A 23612-nucleotide genomic window follows, 5' to 3' on the forward strand; every position below is an offset into this window, starting at 1 on the left:
ATGACTGACATTGTTTGGGCGCCGGACGGCGGCAATTTGGTGGTTCACGCGGACAACGCGGATTTCCTCCCGACGCTGCCGGACGGCGCCTTCACACTGATTTACGTGGACCCGCCCTTCAATACGGGCCGGGTCCAGAGCCGCCAGGAAACGCGCATGGTCCGCAACGCCGACGGCGACGGCGACCGCGTCGGCTTCAAGGGACGCTCCTATAACACCATCAAGGGCGCCCTGCACAAGTACGACGATGCCTTCAGCGACTACTGGTCCTTCCTGGAACCCCGGCTCGTGGAGGCCTGGCGCCTGCTCGCCGACGACGGCACCCTGTACCTGCATCTCGACTACCGCGAAGTGCACTACGCCAAAGTCATGCTGGACTCGATCTTCGGCCGCGAGTGCTTCCTGAACGAGATCATCTGGGCCTACGACTACGGCGCACGCGCCAAGAACCGCTGGCCCACCAAGCACGACAACATCCTCGTGTACGTCAAGAACCCTGCCAAGTACCACTTCGACAACGCCGAGGTCGACCGTGAGCCGTACATGGCGCCGGGCCTTGTAACGCCGGCCAAACGCGAACTTGGGAAGCTTCCCACGGACGTCTGGTGGCACACCATCGTTTCCCCGACAGGCAAGGAAAAGACCGGCTACCCGACGCAGAAGCCGGAAGGCCTGGTGCGGCGCATCGTCACGGCATCGAGCCGGCCAGGAGACTGGTGCCTCGATTTCTTCGCCGGCTCAGGCACCCTCGGTTCAGTCGCGGCGAAACTCGAGCGCAAGTTCGTGTGCGTGGACCAGAACGCCCCGGCCATCGACGTGATGCGCAAGCGCCTGGACGGCAAGGCCACCTTCTACCCCGTCTAGCGAACCACTGAGCTTCCCGTGCCCAATTCCTCGATGCGGGCCAGGACCTCGGGGGACGTCAGGTTCTCCCCGAGCAGATTGGGCTTGCCGGTTCCGTGGTAGTCGGACGAACCGGTCATGAACAAGCCGTGTTCGGCGGCCAGGCGGCGCAGGAACACGCGGCCTTCCTCGGGATTGTCGCGGTGTTCCACTTCCAGCCCCAGGAGGCCGGCGTCGATCATTTCCCCGTAAGTCCGTTCTCCGACCATCCGGCCGCGGGCCGAAGCCACTGGATGCGCGAAGACAGGGACACCGCCCGCCGACCGTACGAGCTCGACGGCGAGCGCCGGGTCCGGCGCGTAGTGCTGCACGAAATAGCGCGAGTGCGAAGTCAGGATCGCCGTGAACGCCTCGGAGCGGCTCGCCACCGCACCGGCCGCCACGAGGGCGTCGGCGATGTGGGGCCGGCCCACGGTGGCACCCGGAGCCACATGATGGATGACATCGTCCCAGCTCAAGGGGTAATCCTCGGCCAGGAGCGTGACCATCCGCTTGGCACGGGTGAGCCTCGCGTCTTTCGCCTTGGTGATTTCCTCGAGCAGGCCGGGGTGCGCGGGATCGTGGAGATAGCTGAGCAGATGGACGCTGATCCCCTCCCGGGTGCGGCACGAGATCTCTATCCCCGGAACGAAAGCCACACCGAATTCGAGTGCCGCGACGGAGGCCTGTTCCCATCCGTCAGTGGAATCGTGGTCGGTCAAGGCCACCACATCCAGACCCGCAGCTGATGCGGAAGCGATCACTCCCGCGGGAGCCTCGGTCCCGTCGGAAACATTGGAGTGCGCGTGCAGGTCGATCTTCACTTTCCAAGCGTATTTGATTGGGGACGGCTTGGACCGTTTCGGCGTTGGCCTAGTGTCGGCCTTGATGGGACTATGGGACGGTGAACGATGCAGAAAACACCCAAAACGGTGAAACCACAGCCTCCCAGCCCCTGGAGGAGCGCGTCAACAACCGCTCCCAGCGGCCCACATCCGATGCCTTCAAGGCATTCATGGCCAGCAATTGGGCACCAACGCCGCAGGTGACCCCTGCGCGTGACGCCGTCGCCGACCATGCCGCCACGCGTCGTCGGGCCATCTCCGACAAGTTCGCAGGCCTGCGCCTCGTCGTACCGGCCGGCCCGCTCAAGGTCCGCTCGAACGATTGCGACTACCGCTTCCGCCCCCACTCAGGTTTTGCGCACCTCACGGGCTTGGGCCTGGACCACGAGCCCGATGCCGTGCTGGTCCTGGAACCTGTCGAGGAGGGGACCGGCGACGACGGCGGCAACCACCTCGCGACGCTCTACTTCCGTCCGCTCGCCGGCCGGGACACTGAACAGTTCTACGCCGATTCGCGTTCCGGTGAGTTCTGGATCGGCGCGCGTCCGACGCTCGCCGAATTCGAAGCGCGCCTCGGACTCAGGACCGCGCATCTCGACGAACTCGAGATGGCCATCACCAAGAACGTGGGTGCCCCGGAAATCGGCGGCATCTCCATCCGCCTGGTCCGCAAAGTCGACGAGAACATCGATGCCCTCGTGGACACCGCACGCTACAACACAGCCAAGGATCCGGAGAACCTGGACCTCGGCGAACTCGATGCCCTCGACGAACTGCTCAGCGAGGCGCTCTCCGAGCTGCGTTTGCTCAAGGACGCCTGGGAAATCGAGCAGATGAAGATCGCCGTGGCCGCGACGGTGGAGGGTTTCGCCGACGTCGTCCGTGCCCTCCCCCGCGCCATGACCCACCACCGCGGCGAGCGCGTCATCGAAGGCGCTTTCTTCGCGCGTGCCCGTGAGGAAGGGAACGAGCTCGGCTACGACACCATCGCGGCCGCCGGAAACAACGCCACGGTGCTGCACTGGACCCGGAACACGGGCAAGGTCAACGCCGGGGAACTCGTCCTGCTGGACGCCGGTGTGGAGGCAGACTCGCTCTACACAGCCGACGTCACGCGTACCATTCCTGCCAACGGAAAGTTCTCGGACGTCCAGCGCAAGGTCTATGAAGCCGTCCTTGACGCCGCCGACGCCGGATTCGCTGCAGCCCAGCCGGGCGTGAAGTTCCGCGACATCCACACCGCCGCCACCACGGTCCTCGCAGAGCGCCTTGCGGAGTGGGGACTGCTGCCGGTCTCCGTGGAGGAAGCCATCAGCACCGAAGGGCAGCAGCACCGCCGCTGGATGCCGCACGGCACCAGCCACCACCTTGGGCTGGACGTCCACGACTGTGCGCAGGCCAAGCGTGATCTCTACCTGGACGGCGTACTCACCGAGGGCATGGTGTTCACCATCGAGCCCGGGCTCTACTTCAAGGACGAGGATCTCGCCATTCCGGCGGAATACCGCGGAATCGGAGTCCGGATCGAGGACGACATCCTGATGACGGCAGACGGTCCGGTCAACCTCAGCGCCGCTCTCCCCCGCAAGGCCGACGACGTCGAGTCCTGGATGGCGGGCATCTACCAGGACGCCGAAGCGTAACCACTGAGGCAAAAAACACGAGGAGGGCTACCGGATCTTGAACATCCGGTAGCCCTCCTCTTTTGTTAAAACACGGAGACGCCGGCTTCCGTCCACTTAATTTCGGGTTTTTTACACTGAGATTTGCCGTTTTGACCACTGAGATTGACGAAATCCACACGGAGACGCCCCTGCGCACTTATACCCTCCTCCTAGGCGCAGCACCGATAGTCGATCCCCCGTTTGGTGCTGTTGCCACGCTCGGTTCGTTGGTGGCGGGGTTGTGTATCGCCACCAACGAACCAAGTGAGATAGCAAGAACGTCACCGATCCGTCCTGGCCGATCGGGATGTCATTGAGTCTGAGTTTCTCACCAGCGACGTCGGAGAATGCGAAATGTGGTTCGAATTTGAGTGGATGCTCCCCCAAGTCGGGGCAGTCGAAACATGACCAACAACTTTCCCGCCATTTCCCTCAAAAGCGTTCGTCGCCACTATGACGACGGTGCCGGAAACGAGAAGGCTGCACTTGATATTGCTGAACTGGAGATCCAGCCGGGTAAACTTGTTGCGATCATTGGCCCATCTGGATCCGGCAAGTCAACCCTGCTCCAGTTGGTCGGAGGAATCGATTCGCCGACTGCCGGATGTATCGATGTAGCAGGACTCCGTGTCTCCGGAATGGACGAAAAACAGAAGACCATCTTCCGGCGGGAGAATGTCGGATTCATTTTCCAAGCCTTTCATCTTGTTCCAAGCATGACGGTAGTGGAGAACACCGCGTTGTCATCGATTGTTTCCGGCCAAAGAGGCTTTCGTTGGCGAGCAGATGCACTGGTGCTGCTCGAACAGCTGGGATTGTTTGAATATGCCGATAGATTCCCCGACCAGTTGTCCGGCGGACAACGTCAGCGGGTCGCCGTAGCTCGAGCGCTATTCGGGGCTCCTAGCGTCGTCCTCGCCGATGAGCCGACAGGAAGCCTCGACTCGAGGAACAGAGATATTGTTCTCCGTCTGATTCGCGACGCGATTGGCGGCGATCGTCGTACCAGCGGGCTGATGGTCACCCATGATCCATATGCTGCGAGTTATGCCGACCGGATCATTGCGCTGAGGGACGGGACGATCATTGATCAACTTGACCTCAACGCACCGCATCAGGAGGGAGATGCTCACCATAATGAACGCGTTCGCGAGTGGTTTGCGGCAACTTCGCTTTGATCTTCCACGATATGGAGTCGCAGCGGTTGCGCTGGTGTTCGGCGTAGCGCTCATTTTCGGCACTCTCCTCACATCGAAAAGCATCAACGACCAGCTCTCGCAAGGAGTTGGCTCGCTATCAGGCATTGGCGACGTCGCCGTGGTCCCTGCTATTCCCGGGACGACGGCCCCCGAGAGCGCAGTGAGGGCAATTGCGGAGCTCCCTGGGGTTGCGACGCCGATCCCGACTCTGGCTCGGAATTCGAGCGTCCGGCCCTCGGGAACCCCTGGCACAGGCCTCCCCTTGACGGTTACCGGTTACCCCACCACGCTCAACGCAGAGCTTCAACTTAGGAGGCTTGAGCTTAGGGGCGGGCTCCCTGCCGTAAACAAGCCCGAGGCCCTGGTTCCGGCTGACGTCGCTTCGCGCTTAGGTGTGGATTTAGGCGATTCGCTGGTGGCCGCATCGAGCGATGGGCCCACGCAACTGCGCGTCGTCGGCGTGTTCAACGGCAAGGTTCTTGGGCCGTTGGCATACGACAACATTTTTGTCGATTTGTCCTACGCCCAGATGATATTCAACCAAGAGGGCCAAGTATCAAGAGTTGACATCCAGCTGACGGCCGGACACTCCGCGGAACGCTGGCAGAGCGAATATTCGTCCAGCCTGCCTCCTCAGTTCAAAGTGCAGGACACTTCCGCCTTCAATTCCACCCTCGGTCCCCTCATCACCGTTGTCTCACTCATCTTGATGATCGCCTCCTGCACCGTTCTGGGCATCTCGATCCTCCTATCAGCGACGGCCTTCCAGGCCGTCGTGAATGCGCGCCGGCTGACTTACGGAGTCATGAGAGCTGTCGGCGCCCGCGGTTCCTGGCTGGCAGGCGCCGTCTTATGTGAGGCACTGATGCTCGCGTCCGCGTGCTCGGTGGCCGGGTTGGGGCTTGGGTTTGGCGTCAGCTGGATCCTCAACCAAGGGCTATCGTCGATCGGCAACATACCTCCAGCAACCGTCGCGGTCGAACCTTGGCAGGTAATGCTTGCCATCCTGAGCGGGGTCGCCGCGGGCTGCGCCGGGGCCGCTCGGGCCGTAGTGAAAGTGCTACGCCAGGGCCCTCTTACGGCCATCTCGCCTGAAGGTGCGGAGCGCAGGTCTGGGCAGAGACTCCGCGTCGCCGTCGGCATCATGCTCCTCGCATTCGGAGTCGCCAGCTACTGGCTTGACTCCGTTGTCGTGAAGCTCGTTGGCTTCGTCCTGTCGCTGGCCGCCGCGGGATTCCTTGCTCCGTTAATTCTCGTAGCCGCCACCAGGCTACAGATCTTCAAGGGTTGGACAGGCAAGGCAGCGGCCCAGCGCCTCCGCAAATACGCATCGCTCGACTCTACGACGCCCATCATGGGCGTTGTCGTCTGCCTGGGTGCAGCCCTCGTGATCGGGGTCGGATCCGTCAGGAGCGCCATGATTGAGCAGATTGTTCGCCAATTCGGAGCCGACATTCAAATATCCTCCACGACGCCTATCGCTGGAAAACTAGACGAACGCCTGGGGTCAATTCAAATGATCGACAGGGTCTCAGACACTGTTTGGGACCGCGGGGCATTGCAGTTCCAGGGGACCTCGAGCCAGATTGCAATCCTCGCTGTCGATCCAAACAGCTATTTCGCCACAGCCCAGCTTCCATGGCGCCAAGGAAATGACGGGACCGCGCCCCTTGCCCTGGAAAAGGGAGGCGCGGTCATCATTCCTGAAGCTCTCGCCGTGAGCCGCGATATTTCCTTGGGCGACACCGTCAGATTAGACCGGGCAGGCAAGACCCTCCCGCTTCGCGTCGTCGGGACGTTTGCGTCCTTGGCAACAGGGAACCAAGTGGTGATCAGTCGTGATGCCGCAGCCGAGCTCGGAATTACCGGATCCAACGGCTGGAATGTAGAAGCGAAGCCGGGCGTCGACGTCACGGCGCTACGGGACCAGATCGCTGATTCTGTTGCCGACATCCCTGGGGTCTCGGTGATCACGGCCGCCAAAATGAAGGATCGCGCAGAATCAGAACTCGGTTCATACGCCGGAGTTGCCTTCGGCATCGTGGTGCTTGCACTCAGCCTAGGCGCGGTCGGCGCCGCAGGCCTGTTCTCAGTCGGCGTCGCTCGTCGGGAGAAAGAGTTCGGCATGTTGCGCGCGATTGGCGCCACCCGGGGCGACATAACGAGGCTAGTTGCCGTTGATGCGATTTTGCTCGGAATCGCAGCCTTGGCAGGGGGTCTTCTCGTCGGTCAGTTGGCTGGGTGGGTCCTGACGCAGCTTGTCGCCGGGGCACTCGGCAGTGACGCTGAGTCCTACTTTTACCGTCCTGGCATTCAGTGGAATCGTAATTGTTACCTTGACTGCATTGTGCTTGGCGGCGATAGGACCGAGCCGCAGGGCGGCCCGAATGGAGCCGGTAGCTGCCCTGAGGGCTGAGTAGTAGCGAATCCGGCAGCGTGGGAGGCCCTGCGGATCGTGGCGCAACAATAGCTACTGCTTGGCGGGATCCTCATCGTTGGCGGCCTGCTCGCCGCTTCCGGGTTCGTTCACCCGCACGCCGTACTGCGGACGGCCGTCGGGAAGATCCGGGTAGCGGACGCCGGCGGTCGGGCGCGCGGCCGCGGCTGGGGCCGGGGCATCCGCAACAGGCTGGGCGGGCTCGCCGGCCGTGCCCTGTCCGGCTTCGGGTCCGCGCTGGCCATAGGGGTCCTGCCACGACGCCGGACGTTCCGGGGCCGGGCCTTGGGGTGCACCTGGATGGACCGGCGGGTTCCGGTAGTCCTGCGGCGTGTATGCCTGCGGCGGCCGGCCGAAGGCTGCCTCGGAAGGATTCATCGGCAACTGGTGAAGGAGACGGCGGGCTTCGTTGGCTGCCTCAAGCGCGACAATGACGTCATAGTTGGTCGCCACTACCTGGCTGGTGGAGGTGAAGTCCCGCTTCCCGCGCTGAGCGGCGTAGGTGACGATCCCGAAGAGCATGAAGAATGCCGCGCCCATGAGGACCGACGTCACAATCGAGAAGGGTCCCCCGGCAGGGGTAAAGAACGAAAGCATGACGCCCACGAACAGGCCAAACCACATACCGCTCAGGGCGCCGGACAAAGCGACCCGCGGGTAGCTAAGCCGTCCCGTTACCCGCTCCACCATTTTGAGGTCGTTTCCGACAATGGAGACATGCTGGACGGGGAACTGCTGGTCGGCAAGATAATCCACCGCCTTCTGGGCATCGAGATAGGAAGTGTAAGAGCCCACGGTGTCGCCCTTGGGGACGCTGCGGGATTCCTCCGTGGCCTTAGGGGCACCGAAAATGTTCGCCATACCCCCATTCTGTCCCATACACATGTGAACCGGCTGAAATTCAGCTAAAAGAGAGCAGACTCGGTAGCCTGTAAGGGTGAGCACAAATCCATCACGCATCTTTGTTGCGCGCTTGCTCGGCCTCGACGTTTTCGACCCCCTCGGCGATCGCCTGGGCCGGCTGCGTGACGTCGTGGTGCTCTCACGCGGCCTGCGCGGGGCCCCGCATGCAGTGGGTATCGTCGTCGAAGTCCCCGGCAAGAAGCGCGTCTTCGTTCCCATGACCAGGCTGACGTCCATGGACCAGAGCCAGATTATCTGCACCGGACTGGTCAATCTGCGCCGCTTCCAGCAACGCGGTGCCGAGCAGCTCGTTGTCGGCGAGCTCTTTGATCGCAAGGTAACCCTCAAGGACGGCAGCGGCGACGCCATCATCGAAGACATCGCCATGGACCAGCAGCGCAACGGTGACTGGCTGGTCTCCAAGCTTTTCATTCGACGCGGCACGTCTACGTCCAGGCTCCGTGGACTGCGCCGCGGTCACACCCTCCTGGTGGACTGGGCGGACACGCTGCAGGGTTCCGAGAACGATCCCCAGGGTGCCAGCCATTTCGTTGCCACCCACGAGGACCTCAAACCGGCCGACTTTGCCGACGCACTCCAGGAGATGTCGGACAAGCGACGGATCGAAGTGGCCAGCGAGCTCCAGGACGAACGCCTCGCCGATGTGCTCCAGGAATTGCCGGAAGAGGACCAGGTAACCCTCCTGTCTGCCCTGGACAACGAACGCGCAGCCGACGTACTGGAAGAGATGGACCCGGACGACGCCGCAGACCTGTTGGCGGACCTTCCTTCCGCGAAGGCCGAGGAACTGCTGCTCCTGATGGAGCCCGACGAGGCCGACGACGTTCGCCGGCTCCTGCAGTATGACGAAGACACGGCCGGCGGACTTATGACCCCGGTTCCCGTCATCCTTCCCCCCGAAGCCACCGTCGCTGAGGCTCTGGCCCACGTGCGCAGCGAGGAACTCTCCCCCGCCCTGGCCTCTGCCATCTTTATCTGCCGCCCGCCGCTGGAGACCCCCACGGGACGATTCCTTGGCGTCGTGCATATCCAGCAATTGCTCCGCAGCGCCCCGCCCGAACAGCTGGGCAGCATCGTGGACAAGAACCTGGAGCCGGTTTCCGATCACGCCAGCGTCAGCGAGGTCAGCCACACCATGGCCTCCTACAACCTAAACTCCCTCCCGGTCGTGAATAGCGCCGGTCGCCTCGTAGGGGCGGTGACAGTTGACGACCTCTTGGACCATTTGCTCCCGGACGACTGGCGAACCCACGAAGACGGAGCACCGATCAGGAAACTAGGAGGCCGAATTGGCTGAGAAGCCCACCAGCGGAGGACTTGACACCCCGCTCGAGCTACGTTCCCGCATGCTGCCGAACTTCGGGAGCGATCCCGATGCCTTCGGCCGATTTGCCGAGCGCTTCGCGCGCTACATGGGTACGGCGAATTTCCTGTTCTACATGACGATCTTCGTGATCGTCTGGATTGCGTTCAACGTTATTGGCTTGTTCGGCTTCCAGTGGGATCCGTACCCGTTCATCCTCCTGAATCTTTTCTTCTCCACGCAGGCCTCCTACGCCGCACCCCTGATCCTGTTGGCCCAGAACCGCCAGGACGACAGGGACCGCGTGACAATCGAGCAGGACCGCGCCCGGGACGAGCGCAATCTGGCTGACACCGAATACCTGACCCGTGAGGTCGCGGCCCTTCGCATCGCTTTGCGTGAGGTCGCTACCAGGGACTACGTACGTGCAGAACTCCGCTCGCTGCTCTCGGATCTTCTCGAAGCGCAGGAGGAGTTGGGTCCCAACAATTCCGGCGGCTCAAACAACGGCGAGAAAGCCAAGGACAAAATCAAGGACAAGCGCAATAAACAGCGCAATCCCCCCACGCAACAGATTCCCAAGGTCCATCCGGCGCACTCCAACGCGGAGCAATCTGCCCCCGACCTCTCGGCAGTCGGCACTTCGCCGGCGCGTCACTCAACTCCTCCCGCCCAGCCCGAAAGCTGAACATCCACCCCATGAGCACACCATCTGTCGAGGCCCTCAACGCTGCCTTGGCAACCGTCATCGATCCCGAACTCCGCCGGCCCATCACCGAGTTGGGGATGCTGGATTCGGTAGAGGCCAGTCCGGACGGAACCGTCCGGGTTGTGGTGCGGCTGACCATCGCCGGCTGCCCCCTGCGTGAGACGATCACGGCCGACGCCACGGCTGCCCTTACGAGGGTTCCGGGCGTGACGGGCGTCGAAGTCGAGCTCAAGGTCATGACACAAGCGCAGCGCGACGCACTCAAGGAACAGTTGAGAGGCGCAGGGGGGCAACGCGGAATCCCCTTCAACGAGCCGGGCTCCCTGACGAAAGTCTTCGCCGTGGCCAGCGGCAAGGGCGGTGTGGGAAAGTCCTCGGTGACGGTCAACCTTGCGTGCGCCCTTGCGGCACAGGGGCTGCGCGTGGGAATCGTCGACGCCGATGTCCACGGTTTCTCCGTCCCGGCGCTTATGGGAATCACACAGCAGCCCACACGGGTGGACGACATGATCCTCCCACCCGTGGCCTTCGGCGTGAAAGTGATCTCCATTGGCATGTTTGTTTCCGGGAACAAAGCGGTGGCCTGGCGGGGACCCATGCTGCACCGTGCCCTGGAGCAATTCCTCACGGATGTCTATTTCGGCGATCTGGATGCCCTGTTCCTGGATCTTCCGCCAGGCACGGGCGACATCGCGATCTCGGTGGCACAGTTGCTTCCCAACGCGGAAATCCTCGTGGTGACCACCCCGCAGGCCGCGGCAGCGGATGTTGCCGAGCGGGCCGGAACCATCGCAACGCAGACCGGCCAGAAGCTTGCCGGCGTCGTGGAGAACATGTCCTTCCTGGAAATGCCCGACGGCGGCAGGATGGAATTGTTCGGAAGCGGCGGCGGGCGGGTGCTGGCTGAGCGGTTGAGCGCCGCCGTCGGGACCGACGTTCCACTGTTGGGACAGATCCCCTTGGACATCCGTCTGCGCGAAGGCGGAGACGCGGGCCGTCCCCTGGTGTTGACGGCTCCGGAGACGGCCGCCGCACAGGCACTTCAGGACATCGCGGGAAAGCTCAACGCCAAGCCGCGTGGCCTCGCCGGAATGTCCCTCGGGATCCAGCCGAAATAGCCTTTTTAGGTGGCCTCGGCGTCGAAGGGCGCCTTTTCCCCAATGGAAAGCCGTTCAACGACGCGCTCGGGAACCTTCGTCGGGGTGTCCACGGCTGCCACGGCGACAGGCGCACCATCGCTGACAGGCTTCGTGTCGTCGTCGAGCAGTGCTTCCTTGATGATCCGGCGCGGATCGTACTGGCGCGGGTCATACTTCTTCCAGTCGACTTCATCGATGTCGATGCCGACTTCTTCCTTGATCTGCTCGCGGGCACCGGACGCCATGCGCCGCAGCTCCTTGACCAGGTTCGTCAGCTTCCGCGTGTATTCAGGCAAACGGCTGGGGCCGATCACGATGACGCCGATGATCAGCAGGATGAGAAACTCCGAGCCATTGATTCCAAACACGTATCGAAGATTACCTTGTCCGTTGGTCCGCTCAGAAACCTGCGAGGCCCGCCAGGGCATGGAGTCCCCGTTGCAGCCGTTCGTTCCAGGTCTCTGCGCTGTTTTCGGCGGGCCGGGCGACCACCAGCGAGTCGCCCGCCTTCACGAGCTCAGGAACGGCTCCCGCAGCCTGATTGGCAGGCATGTCGGAGGAATATCGCAGCACGGCCACCGGCGAGGAATAGACGGCCTGCCACGGGGCCCCCTGGGTGATGGACAGTTGGGTTCCTGAAGTGCCGGCGCCCTCCAAGTGCTGCTCCACCAGGGTGGCGTGATGGTCACCGTCGCTGAGGTGCAGCTCAACGGCGGGATGCCCGTCCTGCATCAAGGCCCGGGCGGAAACCACGTGGTATCCCATGCTCGCCATTTCGGGACATGCCCAGCCGTCTCGCCGCAGTTCGGACAACTGCTGCTCGCTCAGGCTCACCGTCCCGGCCACGCTCGCGGGCAGACTCAACTGCGCACCAGTCACGGGGAGCTGCTCTCCGACGTTTCCGGGCACGGTTGAACTGACCAGCGTCCGGACTTCCTGCTCTCCGCGGTTGGAGGCCTGCGGCGTAACTTCACCGCCGACCGCGTAAGCTGCAACCGCCAGGATTCCGGCGCTCACGGCGAGTCCGCCGGCCGCGGCGCTGGCAAGCCGGATGCCGTGCCACACGCTTCGCTGGGCCACAGGGCGCTCAGGAAAATCGGATTGCGCCAACCGCTGGGTGTGTTCGATCAGCCTGTTGGTGAAATCCTGGCTCGCCTCCGGAACCGCCGCACGGCGAAGCCGTTCCAGGTACTGGCGCTCCCGCAGGACCGCGGCGTGGCATTCAGAGCATTCCTGCAGGTGGCCCGGGGCGCGGCTGTGCCGGATACTTCCCCGGGTCAAACCACCGCGTCGTCCCTTGAGCAGACCCATCGGCGACTAAAGGAGACCGGCGATGCGCGGCATCTTGAGCCGCGGCTTGCGGGCTTGGACGGGACGCGGATCCCTGTGCGCCAGCTTTTCACGAAGCATTGTCCGTCCGCGGTGGATGCGGGACCTGACGGTCCCCAGCTTCACGTCAAGTGCTTCGGCGACTTCGTCGTACGAAAGGCCTTCCAGATCGCAAAGCACGACGGCGGCGCGGAAGTCCGGGGGGAGTTCTTCCAGGGCGCGCTGGACGTCGAGATCGAGGTTGTTCAGCTCGAAGCTCTGCTCGGGCCCGGGTTCATGCCCCGGCAACCGGGATTCAGCGTCTTCGGCCAACGCATCGAAGCGTATGCGGCTCTTCCGACGCGCCTGGTCAAGGAAAAGGTTGGTGGTGATGCGGTGCAGCCAGCCGTCGAGTGTGCCTGGCTTGAAGTTTTCGAGCGAACGGAAGACCCTGACGAAGACTTCCTGGGTGAGGTCTTCGGCGTCGAACTTGTTTCCGGTGAGCCGGTAGGCAAGGCGGAAGACCTTGGCGGAGTGGTTCTCCACCACTTCCTCCCAGCTTGGCCTGACCCACTCTTCGGCCGGAGGGGCCGTGTCGGTGGAACCCAGGACTGCTGCCGTTGTCTGGACTGGCGCAGCACTTGATGCCCGCATCGTCCGCTCCCCTCAAACTGTTTGTCATCCTGCCGGTCACTCAGGAGTTCGTTGCCGGCCCTCGCTTGGATGGCTGGATATACATCATCCCAGTCTTGCCTGAGATTTTGCTGATCACAGGCAGGCTTTTCCCGCAGAGCGAACATTGTCCGGAGGACACGCGGGAGGACACGCGGAAAGACACAGAATTGCGGGCCGCGGGCGTCCGGGCCGGACGCCCCGTAGCCAGTAGTCTGGAAGCAATACCCCTCTGCCTGGAAAGCGAACCCCCATGAGTGCCGACAAGTCAACCAGCTGGTCCTACGCAGAAGATCTGCCTGCCGAGGACGACGTGTTGCTTCGCGCCCGTGAACGCTCTTTCGAGCTGGGCGTTACTCCCGTGAGCCCGGGCGTTGGCGCTGTCCTGACAGTCCTCGCCGCGGCATCGAAGGCCCAGACGGTTGTAGAGGTCGGGTCCGGAGCTGGCGTCTCCGGCGTGTGCCTGCTGCGCGGTCTCAGCCCGCAGGCTGTGCTGACCACTATCGACGTCGACGTCGAGCACCTCAAGGCCGCCCGTGAGGCCTTCCTGGAATCCGGCAGCCCCGCGAACCGGACCCGGACCATCTCCGGCCGTGCAGCCGACGTCTTGCCGCGGCTCACCGACTCCGCTTACGACCTCGTGTTCATCGACGCAGACAAGCCCAACTTTCCCCGTTACGTCGAGCAGGCCATCAGGCTGCTCAAGTCGGGCGGAACACTGGTCATCAATGACGCCCTGGACAAGGACAAGGTTTCCAACCCGGCTGCCAGGGACAGCACCACCGTGGTGTTGCGCCAGATCGGCAAAGCCATCCGCGACGACGAACGACTCTCTTCGGCGATGCTTCCCACCGGCGACGGCTTGCTGGTAGCGGTCAAGAAGTAACCGGCCAGCCTTCGCTTTCAGCCTTAAACATGAAAGCAGGGCGCCGGCTCTTCTGCCGGGCCCTGCCCAGTGAATCTATTCGGTAACGCCTACGAGGCATTCCTTGAGGTTCGCCGCCTCTGCTGCGTTGAGCTCGACCACCAGCCGTCCTCCGCCTTCGAGCGGCACACGCATGATCAGGCTGCGGCCCTCTTTGGTTACTTCCATAGGGCCGTCGCCAGTACGTGGTTTCATAGCCGCCATTAGGAAAATCCCCTCCAGTTGTCCCAAATCCCGCCAACCCGGCCGGGTTGGCTCCGCGTGGAATATACGGCGTCGACAGTCATGGCAGTTCAGTCGTCGTCGCCGGGCACCCGAGAGTGCCTTTGTCCTTGCTTGTGTCCATTATCTCGTAATTACCCGCCCGTAGCTAATTGATGGACTTTTCCCGGCGGGCCGTGATCGCGCTTGAACAGGCGAAACGACGCGCAGCGTCACGGAGGGTAGTCGCCGCCGCCCGGCAACTGCGCCCACGCCCACAGCCAGACGATCCATACGATCTGGAGGAGGAAGAACATGACCACCACGGTGCCGCGGTAGGCCTTCGAGCGGGACAACCAGGCCGCACTGAGCGCCAAGGGGAACAAGGGCAAGAGCATCCGGAACGTGCTCGTCTGGGGGTGCAGGAAGACCAGGAGGTAGCCCATGTAGCACGCGCACCACAGCCTCAGTTCGGTGCCCAGTGCCCGGACCGGTTTGCTCATCATCAGCAGGGCGAAGAGCGCCACGAAGACAAACGGCGCCAGAGTACCGAGTACCGGTCCGAAGAGCATTTGACCGGTCTCGAACCACGGCTTGAACGGAACGAGGTCAGCCCCGCGCCAAACAGTTTCGGTCTTGGTGTAGGCCAGCGGATCCCCCGTGACCGCCCAGGCAATGGCCGGCCACGCGAAAGCCCCTGCCACGCTGACGACCACGAGCGCGGCCAGCGATATGAGTTCCCGGAGCGTCGGTACGGCGGCTGTTGGCACGGAGTCCGGAATGGACCCGGCGCCGGAGCGGCGTCCGAACCTCTTCCACAGGTGGTGGAGCAGCAACAGGCCCGCCATGGCCGCGAAGGGCACTCCGGTGGGCCGTGATAGGCACATGAGCAGGACCACCGGCATCGCGCCAAGATACTTGCGTCGCACCACAAGTAGGAGCGAACCCGCCAAGAGAAGGGTATTGAGGGATTCCGCATAGGGGACCTGCAGGATGGCCGAGACGGGGAACATCGAGAAGAAGGTCAGCGCCCACAGCGCAGTTGTTCGCCCGGCGAATTCCCGGAACAGTTTGTAGACCACCAGGGCCGCCCCAAGCCCGGCAACCATGGCGACGACCGTCAGGGCCGGCAGCGTCGCCAATCCGGTGAGTGCACCGAGGGCGCGGGAAAGGTACGGAAACAGTGGATAGAACGCCCAGGAATTTTCCGCGACGCCGCCGTCCGCGTTGACCGGTAAAACAGACGGATAACCGTTGTTTGCGGCTTCGGAGTACCAGCGCCCATCCCAGATCGTGATGAAGTTCCAGTAGTCGGGTGCTGGCGGAAACCACGGATTGACACCTTGCTGCAATGCGGCAGCCATGAAAATACAAGTGCTGACGAGCCTCGAGGCGATGTAAATGAGGGCGACCTGGATCCACCACGGCCAGCTCGCGGCGTGGGCCCCGGCGCGGCTCAGTCTTCGGGCAAGGAATCCTTTCGAGGAACGCGATTCGACTGACGGGGTCACTCTTTTGGTTCTTCCTGGGTCCCGGCTGCTTCAAGGGCCAGTTTCAGTCGTTCGATTTCCCTCTCCTGCCGGGTGAGCTGATCCCTCAGCTCATCGAGGACCTCATCCACTTGGTCCATCCGGTAGCCCCGCAGCCCAAGGGCAAAGCGCACGCGGTCGACGTCGGACGCCTTGGCTCCGGCCGGTAACAGAACGGGCGGCAGGTTCGGAACGGGTTCATCCAACCCGGCGCCGGGGTCGCGGCTGGATTTCGCCATTCCGGCGCCGAGGAACAACACGGCACCGATAATGACAATGGCGAGAAAGACCAGAAAAAAGCTCACAACAACCATCGTGCCAGACTCAGCTGAGAGCTCAGTTCCGGCAAGGCTACTCCGGGCGCTGGTCTCCGTTGGTCGAGGGTGGCCGCGGGATTCCGTGCAGGACGCGGTGAACGGCGTCCGCAGGATCGTCTACAAGCTGGATGAGGTCCAGGTCCTTGGCTGAGACCATTCCTTCGGCCACGAGGGTCCCCTTGATCCATTCGATCATCGGGCTCCAGAAGTCGACCCCCAGAAGGACGATGGGGAACGATGTCACCTTGCGGGTCTGCACCAGGACCATGGCTTCAAACAGTTCGTCAAGGGTTCCCAGGCCGCCCGGCAGGACGATGAACCCTTGCGCGTACTTGACGAACATGGTCTTGCGGGCGAAGAAGTACCTGAAGTTGATGCCAAGGTCCACCCAGCGGTTGAGGCCTTGTTCGAAGGGCAGCTCGATTCCCAGTCCCACGGAAACGCCGTTGCCTTCAACGGCCCCCCGGTTGGCGGCTTCCATGGATCCCGGGCCACCGCCGGTGATGACGGCGACGCCGGCTTCGGCGAGGTGACGGCCGACTTGCACGCCCATATCGTAGTAGCCGGTGCCCGGCTTGGTGCGGGCGGAGCCAAAGACACTGACGGCGGGGCCGAGCTCGGCGAGCGCACCGAATCCTTCAACGAATTCACTCTGGATCCGCAGGACCCGCCAAGGATCGGTGTGAATGAAGTGGTCGGCTCCCCTGGTGTCCAGGAGTCGCTGGTCCGACATCGGCATGGCGGCCTGTTTGCGCCGAAGCTCCAAGGGTCCTTTGTGCTTGGCTGGCGGCTCCGCGGCTACGGCCGGAGCTGACGCTGCCGATCCGTTGCTCATCGCCTTGCCATTGGCGTCTGGACTTGGAACTTGGGGCTGGCTGGTACTCATTGACCTAGGCTAGCGCGGATGGCGGCTGCCGCCGTTCCAGCGTGGCTCTGTTGTTTGCGGTGTTGAGTTCCATGCCCACCGTTTGCTGTCAGATAGCTGCAAAGCAGGTATCTGTTGAATCACGATCCGCGGAAGTAACTGTGACCTGGCTCAACTTGAATCATTTGTTCGCTAGATTCGTCTCATGACTATTCAAGCCGCCAGCGATGCCCTCGTCTCCCTGAATGGCGTCAATAAGCACTTTGGTCAACTGCATGTCCTGAAGGACATCAACCTCCAAGTGAAAAAAGGTGAAGTTGTGGTTGTCATCGGGCCCTCGGGCTCGGGCAAGTCCACGCTGTGCCGGGCCATCAACCGCTTGGAAACGATCGACACAGGCGAGATCTCGATCGATGGCAAGAAGCTGCCCGAGGAAGGCAAGGAACTCGCACTCCTCCGGGCCGACGTCGGCATGGTCTTCCAATCCTTCAACCTGTTCGCCCACAAGACGATCCTCGAAAACGTCACGCTGGGACCGATCAAGGTGAAGAAACAGGACAAAGCAACCGCGGACAAGGACGCCATGGCGTTGTTGGAGCGGGTCGGCGTCGGGCAACAGGCACCCAAGATGCCTGCACAGCTCTCCGGTGGCCAACAACAGCGCGTGGCAATTGCCCGGGCGCTCGCGATGAAGCCGAAGGTCATGCTGTTCGATGAGCCGACCTCGGCACTTGATCCGGAAATGATCAACGAGGTCCTGGATGTCATGGTCCAGCTGGCCAAGGAAGGCATGACCATGATCGTGGTCACCCACGAGATGGGCTTTGCGCGCAAAGCTGCCGACCGCGTTGTCTTCATGGCCGACGGCCAGATTGTGGAAGACGCCAAGCCGGAGGAATTCTTCACCAACCCCCAGAGCAACCGCGCCAAGGATTTCCTCTCCAAACTCCTGACTCACTGACACTCACCGCACCCAGGCCGCGGGGGGGGTGGCCGCACAATGAAAGGAACATCATGAAGACTTTTATCACCCGGAGGAAATCCCTCCTGGTCGCTGCAAGCGCGGCTCTCGCTCTCTCGCTGAGCGCTTGCGGTGGCGGCGGGGGTTCCACCACCGCGCCGAGCAGCGAGTCCGCGCCGTTCACGGTGGCCCAGAACGTGTCCATTACGGGCAGCCCCACGTTCGACAAGATCAAGTCGAACGGAAAGATCACGATCGGCGTCAAGCAGGATCAGCCCGGTCTGGGCTTCAAGGATGCCGCGACCGGTGAGTACAGCGGTTTTGACATCCAGGTTGCCCAGTGGATCGCCGCATCGCTCGGTTTCTCCAAGGACAAGATCGAATACAAGCCCATTCCTTCGGCCAACCGCGAGTCCGCCATCACCAACGGCGACATTGACTACTACGTCGGGACCTACTCCATCACGGACAAGCGCAAGCAGTTGGTCGACTTCGCCGGACCCTACTTCGTGACGGGTCAAGGCCTGCTGGTCAAGAAGAGCAACACGACCATCAACAGCGAGAAGGACCTGAGCGGGAAGAACGTCTGTTCGGCCACGGGTTCAACCCCCATCCAGAACATCAAGGCAAACTTCCCAGGCACCAAGACCACTGAGTTCGACACGTACTCACAGTGTGTCGAGGCCCTCAAGAGCGGCCAGGTCGATGCTGTGACTACCGACCAGGCAATCCTGATCGGCTACGCCTCCCAGGACACCGACAACCTCAAGGTGGTCGGCCAGCCGTTCACCACTGAGAAGTACGGTGTGGGCGTGAAGAAGGGCGACACCGCCTTCCGCAAGTTCGTGAACAAGATGTTCACTGACGGCGGCTCGGTGTGGCAGAAGATCTACGACTCCACGCTGGGACAGTCCGGCACCAAAGTCACCCAGCCCGCAGTGGACAACTACTAAACCCATGTTGAGGGGGCGGCCCTTGGCCGCCCCCTCGAATATCGGCTGAAAGCGACCATTCTGTGAATACGCTGCTGAATAATTCGGACCTGTTCATCACAGGGTTCCGGAACACCCTCATACTTTTCGTCGTTGCCGGAATCTTTGCGCTGATCCTGGGCACCATCGTGGCGACATTGCGTGTCTCCCCGATCCCTGCGATGCGCGCCGCCGCTACGTTATACATCAACGTTGTGCGCAACACCCCGTTGACGCTGGTCCTGTTCTTTTTTGCCTTGGGCTATCCGAAGCTCGGCCTCGTGGAAATTGATTTCATGACCGCCGCAACCGTCGGCCTCAGCCTGTACACCGCTACTTATGTGGCGGAAGCCGTGCGCTCCGGCATCAACACCGTGCCTGTCGGTCAGGCCGAGGCTGCCCGTGCCATCGGCCTGCCGTTCACGCAAACCCTGACCCTGGTGATCCTCCCCCAGGCTTTCCGCGCCGTCATCCCGCCCATGTTCAGCGTGTTCATTGCACTGCTCAAGAACACCACAGTGGCTGCGGGCTTCTCGGTCGCCGAAGCGGGAGCCATCAGATCGAATCTTTCCGAGCGCGGCGAGCCTGCCATGGCCGGGCTGCTCTGGGTCGCACTGATCTTCGTTCTGCTCGTTTTCATTCTTTCCTTCGTCCAGCGGAAGCTTGAAAAGAAATGGAAGGTGGCCCGATGAGCTCGGTCCTTTTTGACGCCCCGGGCCCGAAGGCCCGCGCACGCTATCGGGTTCTCGGCGTCGTGACCGCCCTGGTCATTATCGCCATCGTCGGATTCATCGTCCTTCGTTTCGCCCAAAGCGGACAGTTCGACGAGAAGAAGTGGCATTTGTTCACCTTCCCGCTGGTCCAGCAGACCATCATCCAATCGGTGGGCGCGACGCTTTCAGCGTTTGCGACGGCGGCCGTGCTCAGCTTGGTGTTGGGTGTCTTCCTGGCTTTCGGGAGGCTCTCCGACCGAAAGTGGATCAGCTTGCCCTGCTATGGATTCACGGAGCTCTTCCGTGCCATTCCGTTGCTGATCCTCATGATGATCTTCTACTACGGGCTCCCTCCGCTCGGAGTCCAGGGGATCACGCCTTTCACGGCAGTCGTCGCGGGCCTGGTGCTCTACAACGGATCGGTGCTCGCGGAAGTCTTCCGGGCCGGCATCGAATCGCTTCCCCGTGGCCAGAGCGAGGCCGGTTATGCCATCGGCTTGCCGAAGAGTGCGGTCATGACGAACATCCTGCTTCCGCAGGCGGTCCGCTCGATGCTCCCGGTGATCATCTCCCAGCTCGTGGTCATCCTCAAGGACACGGCGTTGGGCTTCATCGTGACCTACAACGAGATCCTCTTCCAGGCGAAGTACTTTGGAAGCCAGGCCCAGTACGGTTCGCCCATCATTCCTTCCGCGATCATCGCCGGTGTCCTGTACGTCGGAATGTGCCTGATCCTGGCTGGAATCGCCAAATGGCTTGAAAGCCGGATGCGCCGCAGCGTCAAAGTGGCAAAAGTGGTCAAGTCGGAAATTGTGGCAATCGAGGGCTAGTCGCAAGAACGCCGGAAACACGGGTGTGGCCCGTGGGCTTGGTTCTGGAACCAAGCCCACGGGCCACACCTGCGATCTCAAACAAAAATAAGGTCACTCCACCTAGTCAGCCAGCCACGACCGCAGGGCGCGGAGGCACTCACGGATGGCGTCGGCGTCGACGTGTTCGTTGTCTTTGTGCGCCAGAAGCGGATCGCCCGGCCCGAAGTTGACCGCGGGAACACCCAGCTCGCTGAAGCGCGCGACGTCGGTCCAACCGTATTTGGGTTTGGGCTCAGCACCGACCGCGGCAACGAAGGACGCCGCAGCCGGGTGATTGAGGCCTGGCCGCGCTCCCGCGGCAGCATCGGTACGGATGACGTCGAAGCCGTCCAGCAGTTCGCGGACATGGGCTTCGGCCTGGTCCGGGGTCTTGTCCGGCGCGAAGCGGTAGTTGATCTCCACGACGCAGCGGTCCGGGATCACGTTGCCCGCGGTGCCGCCGTTGATCTTCACGGCATTGAGGCTTTCCCTGTAGTCCAGCCCGTCCACGTTGACTGTGCGCGGTTCGTAGGCTGCCAAGCGGCCCAGGATGGGTGCGGCTGCGTGGATGGCGTTGCTGCCCATCCATGCCCGGGCGGAGTGCGCCGCTTCACCGGTGGTTGTTGCCTCGAAGCGGCTGGTGCCGTTGCACCCGCCTTCCACCGTACCGTCGGTGGGTTCGAGCAGGATCGCGAAGTCCCCCTCCAGGAGATGGCCGTGGTTCCGGACCAGACGGCCTAGGCCGCTCTTGACCGCTTCAACTTCCTCATGGTCGTAGAAGACGAAGGTGACGTCTTTGCCCGGCTCGGCGCCGCCGTCGAACATTGTCGCGGCGAGCGCAAGCTGAACCGCGACCCCACCCTTCATGTCCGTGGCTCCGCGTCCATAGAGGTTTCCCGTCCCGGGGACGCCGGACTCCCATGTGGACGGCACGGTGCCGAGGGAACCTTCAACAGTGGGCAACGGCACGGTGTCGAGGTGGCCGGCCAGGATCACCCGCTCAGGGCGTCCGAGCTCGGTCCGGGCAATGATGGCGTCACCGTCCCGCACAAGCTGCAGGCCCGGGATGGTGCGAAGGGCGGATTCAACGGCGTCTGCAAGCGCGGCTTCGTTGCCGGACACGCTGTTGATGTCCATCAGCGCGCCGGTCAGCAGCGCAACGTCTTGCCTGATGTCAAGAAGGATTGGAGTAGTTTCAACGGTCACCTCTCCACTGTATCCCGAGCGAATTGCGACCCCCTCGGTCCACACACGGTTTCAAGGGAAGCAGTGGCTCTCGATAGACTTGCGCCATGACTGAAACCGCTGCCTCTGCCGCTCTCGATAGCGCTTCTGACAACGATCGCTCCGCCTATGGCTTTGGCCTGGCCACCATCGCCACCTCCGACGCCGGCGAAGCGACAGTGCTGGACGTATGGTTTCCGGCACCGGCGCTGGGCGAAGCTGCCGCATCCCTGCGGACGGTGGAGCACGCCGACGAGTCGCTGACCGCTCTCGCGGCTGAAAGCCACGACGCCGACCGCCGGACCGAACAGAAGGTGGTCTTTGCCCAGATCAACCTGGACGAGGCCCCCGCGGACACGGTGGACGCCTACCTTCGCCTGCATTTGCTTTCGCACCGGCTGGTCAAGCCCAACAGCATCAACCTTGACGGCATCTTCGGCAAGCTCCCCAACGTTGTGTGGACGAACTTCGGCCCCGCCGCAGTGGACGGCTTCGAACTGACCCGTGCACGCCTGCGCAAGCGCGGCGCCGTCACGGTCTACGGAGTGGACAAGTTCCCGCGCATGGTGGACTACGTCGTCCCCTCCGGCGTCAGGATCGCCGACGCCGACAGGGTCCGCTTGGGCGCCTACCTCTCCGAAGGCACCACGGTCATGCACGAGGGCTTCGTGAACTTCAACGCCGGCACGCTCGGCACGTCCATGGTGGAAGGCCGCATCTCGGCGGGCGTCGTTGCCGGTGACGGCACCGACGTCGGTGGCGGCGCGTCCATCATGGGCACCCTCTCCGGTGGCGGCAAGGAAAAGATCGCCCTGGGTGAGCGCGTGCTCCTGGGCGCCAACTCGGGCGTCGGCATTAGCATCGGCGACGACTCCGTGGTTGAAGCAGGCCTGTATGTCACGGCTGGAACCCGCGTGCGCATCCCGGGCCCGAAAGACGACAACGGCGAGGACACCAGCAGCATCATCAAGGCTGTTGAGCTCTCCGGCGTGCCGAACCTGCTGTTCCGCCGCAATTCCACCACTGGTGAAGTCGAGGTCCTTCCCCGCAAGGGCCAGACGGTGGAACTCAATGAAGCCCTGCACGCCAACTAGCTGATACCTGGATGCGCCGTCTCCGACGCACCATCATCTTGTTGTTGGCGCTTGCCTTGGTGGCCGGCGCAATCTATGCCGTGGTGACTGTACTGCAGCGCTCCGAAACCTTGGTTACGGAGCGCTGCGTCGCCGTCGTCGGCTCCGACTCCTACGAGCTGGCGACGGACCAGGCAACGAACGCCGCCCTCATCACCGCCATTGCGGTACAGCGGGGGCTGCCTCCGCGCGCGGCCACGATCGCTGTGGCCACCGCCATGCAGGAATCCAAGCTTCGCAATATCGGCCACGGTGACGAAGTCGGCCCCGATTCGAGGGGACTGTTCCAGCAGCGCCCCTCCCAGGGCTGGGGCACTGAAGCGGAGGTGATGGATCCCGTCTACGCGACAAACGCTTTCTATGACCACCTGGTGAAAATACCCGGCTACGAAACCATGGCGATCACTGATGCGGCACAAGCGGTCCAGCATTCAGCATTCCCGCAGGCATACGCGCAGCAGGAACCCATGGGCCGGGCGTATGCGTCGGCGCTGACCGGACATTCCGAACGGGCGCTCGACTGCACGCTCCGGGCCGCGGACACCACCGGTGACCCGAACGCCGTTGTAGCGGCCATGACGACGGCGTTCGGGTCCCTGCCGGCCGTGGCGCAGGGTCGCGCGGTCCAGTTGAACATTACGGGTGCGCAGGCGTGGGCTGTCGCCCAGTGGGCCGTGGCGAATGCCAAGGACCTGTCCGTGACTCAGGTCGACGTGGCTGGCGCCACCTGGAACCGGCAGGACCACAAGGGCTGGCAGGATTCAGCCACGGCATCGGGAACCGTGACCATTACGGTGTCGGCTCCGAAGACGTAATGCCCGAGTGGGCGTCAGTCCGCTC

General features: G+C 62.8%; 24 protein-coding genes. 14 read left to right on the top strand and 10 right to left on the bottom strand.

The annotated features are described in order from the left end of the window. A complete protein-coding gene (locus tag ABEA18_RS09545; protein ID WP_345449121.1) occupies window positions 1-864 on the top strand; it encodes a DNA-methyltransferase in 864 nt (287 codons plus the stop codon). On the opposite strand, the gene ABEA18_RS09550 is transcribed toward ABEA18_RS09545, so the two are convergent. Next, entirely contained in the window at window positions 861-1706 is an 846-nt protein-coding gene (locus ABEA18_RS09550) for a PHP domain-containing protein (protein WP_345449122.1), read from the bottom strand. The two genes, ABEA18_RS09545 and ABEA18_RS09550, sit on opposite strands and share 4 nt — an antisense overlap. Window positions 1707-1786: 80 nt before the next feature. Here ABEA18_RS09550 and ABEA18_RS09555 point away from each other — a divergent pair, with 80 nt between their 5' ends. From ABEA18_RS09555 to ABEA18_RS09565, 3 genes are all read left to right on the top strand, one after another. After that, window positions 1787-3370, top strand: coding sequence for an aminopeptidase P family protein (locus ABEA18_RS09555; protein ID WP_345449123.1), 1584 nt, complete (start codon window positions 1787-1789; stop codon window positions 3368-3370). 425 nt (window positions 3371-3795) lie between these two features. Next, window positions 3796-4569: an ABC transporter ATP-binding protein gene (locus ABEA18_RS09560; RefSeq protein ID WP_345449124.1), complete on the top strand. Its 774-nt coding sequence runs from the start codon at window positions 3796-3798 to the stop codon at window positions 4567-4569. Then, window positions 4517-7006 carry an FtsX-like permease family protein gene (locus ABEA18_RS09565; RefSeq protein ID WP_345449125.1) on the top strand — a complete coding sequence of 830 codons (2490 nt, stop codon included), beginning with the start codon at window positions 4517-4519 and terminating at the stop codon, window positions 7004-7006. Before ABEA18_RS09560 ends, ABEA18_RS09565 begins: the two co-directional genes overlap by 53 nt. 54 nt (window positions 7007-7060) lie before the next feature. Here ABEA18_RS09565 and ABEA18_RS09570 read toward each other — a convergent pair whose 3' ends face one another. Beyond that, window positions 7061-7888, bottom strand: coding sequence for a YflT domain-containing protein (locus ABEA18_RS09570; protein WP_345449126.1), 828 nt, complete (start codon window positions 7886-7888; stop codon window positions 7061-7063). A 76-nt stretch (window positions 7889-7964) separates the two neighbouring features. Between ABEA18_RS09570 and ABEA18_RS09575 the strand changes: the two genes are divergently transcribed. Genes ABEA18_RS09575 through ABEA18_RS09585 form a run of 3 tightly spaced genes read left to right on the top strand, consistent with a single transcriptional unit; the run spans window position 7965 to window position 11081 of the window. After that, window positions 7965-9248, top strand: a complete 1284-nt coding sequence (locus tag ABEA18_RS09575; RefSeq protein WP_236812034.1) for a magnesium transporter MgtE N-terminal domain-containing protein — start codon at window positions 7965-7967, stop codon at window positions 9246-9248. 49 nt (window positions 9249-9297) lie between these two features. Further along, on the top strand, window positions 9298-9942 hold the full coding sequence (locus ABEA18_RS09580) for a DUF1003 domain-containing protein (RefSeq protein WP_345449263.1): 645 nt from the start codon (window positions 9298-9300) through the stop codon (window positions 9940-9942). Between the two features lie 11 nt (window positions 9943-9953). After that, the gene (locus tag ABEA18_RS09585; RefSeq protein WP_345449127.1) at window positions 9954-11081 is read left to right on the top strand and encodes an Mrp/NBP35 family ATP-binding protein; all 1128 of its coding nucleotides are present in this window, start codon (window positions 9954-9956) and stop codon (window positions 11079-11081) included. A 5-nt stretch (window positions 11082-11086) separates the two neighbouring features. Here the strand turns inward: ABEA18_RS09585 and ABEA18_RS09590 are convergent, their stop codons facing one another. Genes ABEA18_RS09590 through sigE form a run of 3 tightly spaced genes read right to left on the bottom strand, consistent with a single transcriptional unit; the run spans window position 11087 to window position 13064 of the window. After that, window positions 11087-11470, bottom strand: coding sequence for a twin-arginine translocase TatA/TatE family subunit (locus tag ABEA18_RS09590; protein WP_345449128.1), 384 nt, complete (start codon window positions 11468-11470; stop codon window positions 11087-11089). 31 nt (window positions 11471-11501) lie between these two features. Then, window positions 11502-12383: a hypothetical protein gene (locus tag ABEA18_RS09595; protein ID WP_345449129.1), complete on the bottom strand. Its 882-nt coding sequence runs from the start codon at window positions 12381-12383 to the stop codon at window positions 11502-11504. 36 nt (window positions 12384-12419) lie between these two features. Next, on the bottom strand, window positions 12420-13064 hold the full coding sequence (gene sigE / locus ABEA18_RS09600) for an RNA polymerase sigma factor SigE (RefSeq protein WP_234748318.1): 645 nt from the start codon (window positions 13062-13064) through the stop codon (window positions 12420-12422). Between the two features lie 271 nt (window positions 13065-13335). On the opposite strand from sigE, the gene ABEA18_RS09605 reads away from it, so the two are divergent. Next, window positions 13336-13968, top strand: a complete 633-nt coding sequence (locus tag ABEA18_RS09605) for an O-methyltransferase (protein WP_236812041.1) — start codon at window positions 13336-13338, stop codon at window positions 13966-13968. Between the two features lie 75 nt (window positions 13969-14043). On the opposite strand, the gene ABEA18_RS09610 is transcribed toward ABEA18_RS09605, so the two are convergent. The 4 genes from ABEA18_RS09610 to ABEA18_RS09625 form a co-directional block, all read right to left on the bottom strand. Continuing rightward, on the bottom strand, window positions 14044-14211 hold the full coding sequence (locus tag ABEA18_RS09610; protein ID WP_009357720.1) for a DUF3117 domain-containing protein: 168 nt from the start codon (window positions 14209-14211) through the stop codon (window positions 14044-14046). A 230-nt stretch (window positions 14212-14441) separates the two neighbouring features. Then, entirely contained in the window at window positions 14442-15668 is a 1227-nt protein-coding gene (locus ABEA18_RS09615) for a hypothetical protein (RefSeq protein WP_345449264.1), read from the bottom strand. 47 nt (window positions 15669-15715) lie between these two features. Then, window positions 15716-16051, bottom strand: coding sequence for a DivIVA domain-containing protein (locus ABEA18_RS09620; RefSeq protein WP_345449130.1), 336 nt, complete (start codon window positions 16049-16051; stop codon window positions 15716-15718). A gap of 37 nt (window positions 16052-16088) precedes the next feature. Continuing rightward, window positions 16089-16889: an LOG family protein gene (locus tag ABEA18_RS09625; protein WP_059387487.1), complete on the bottom strand. Its 801-nt coding sequence runs from the start codon at window positions 16887-16889 to the stop codon at window positions 16089-16091. Window positions 16890-17124: 235 nt separating this feature from the next. Between ABEA18_RS09625 and ABEA18_RS09630 the strand changes: the two genes are divergently transcribed. The 4 genes from ABEA18_RS09630 to ABEA18_RS09645 all read left to right on the top strand — a co-directional run bounded on the left by ABEA18_RS09630 (window position 17125) and on the right by ABEA18_RS09645 (window position 20394). Continuing rightward, the gene (locus tag ABEA18_RS09630) at window positions 17125-17880 is read left to right on the top strand and encodes an amino acid ABC transporter ATP-binding protein (protein ID WP_059387486.1); all 756 of its coding nucleotides are present in this window, start codon (window positions 17125-17127) and stop codon (window positions 17878-17880) included. A gap of 53 nt (window positions 17881-17933) precedes the next feature. After that, window positions 17934-18833: a glutamate ABC transporter substrate-binding protein gene (locus ABEA18_RS09635; RefSeq protein ID WP_345449131.1), complete on the top strand. Its 900-nt coding sequence runs from the start codon at window positions 17934-17936 to the stop codon at window positions 18831-18833. 62 nt (window positions 18834-18895) lie between these two features. Next, window positions 18896-19543, top strand: coding sequence for an amino acid ABC transporter permease (locus ABEA18_RS09640; protein WP_345449133.1), 648 nt, complete (start codon window positions 18896-18898; stop codon window positions 19541-19543). Then, window positions 19540-20394 (top strand): amino acid ABC transporter permease, encoded by an 855-nt coding sequence (locus ABEA18_RS09645; protein ID WP_345449134.1) that lies wholly within the window; start codon window positions 19540-19542, stop codon window positions 20392-20394. Before ABEA18_RS09640 ends, ABEA18_RS09645 begins: the two co-directional genes overlap by 4 nt. Window positions 20395-20496: 102 nt before the next feature. Here the strand turns inward: ABEA18_RS09645 and dapE are convergent, their stop codons facing one another. Further along, entirely contained in the window at window positions 20497-21621 is a 1125-nt protein-coding gene (dapE, locus tag ABEA18_RS09650; protein ID WP_345449135.1) for a succinyl-diaminopimelate desuccinylase, read from the bottom strand. A gap of 86 nt (window positions 21622-21707) precedes the next feature. On the opposite strand from dapE, the gene dapD reads away from it, so the two are divergent. Further along, a complete protein-coding gene (dapD, locus tag ABEA18_RS09655; protein ID WP_345449136.1) occupies window positions 21708-22733 on the top strand; it encodes a 2,3,4,5-tetrahydropyridine-2,6-dicarboxylate N-succinyltransferase in 1026 nt (341 codons plus the stop codon). Between the two features lie 11 nt (window positions 22734-22744). Further along, window positions 22745-23587: a transglycosylase SLT domain-containing protein gene (locus ABEA18_RS09660; protein WP_345449137.1), complete on the top strand. Its 843-nt coding sequence runs from the start codon at window positions 22745-22747 to the stop codon at window positions 23585-23587. Window positions 23588-23612 lie beyond the last annotated feature (25 nt).

This window comes from Arthrobacter gyeryongensis (assembly GCF_039543785.1).
Classification (GTDB): Bacteria; Actinomycetota; Actinomycetes; order Actinomycetales; family Micrococcaceae; genus Arthrobacter; species Arthrobacter gyeryongensis.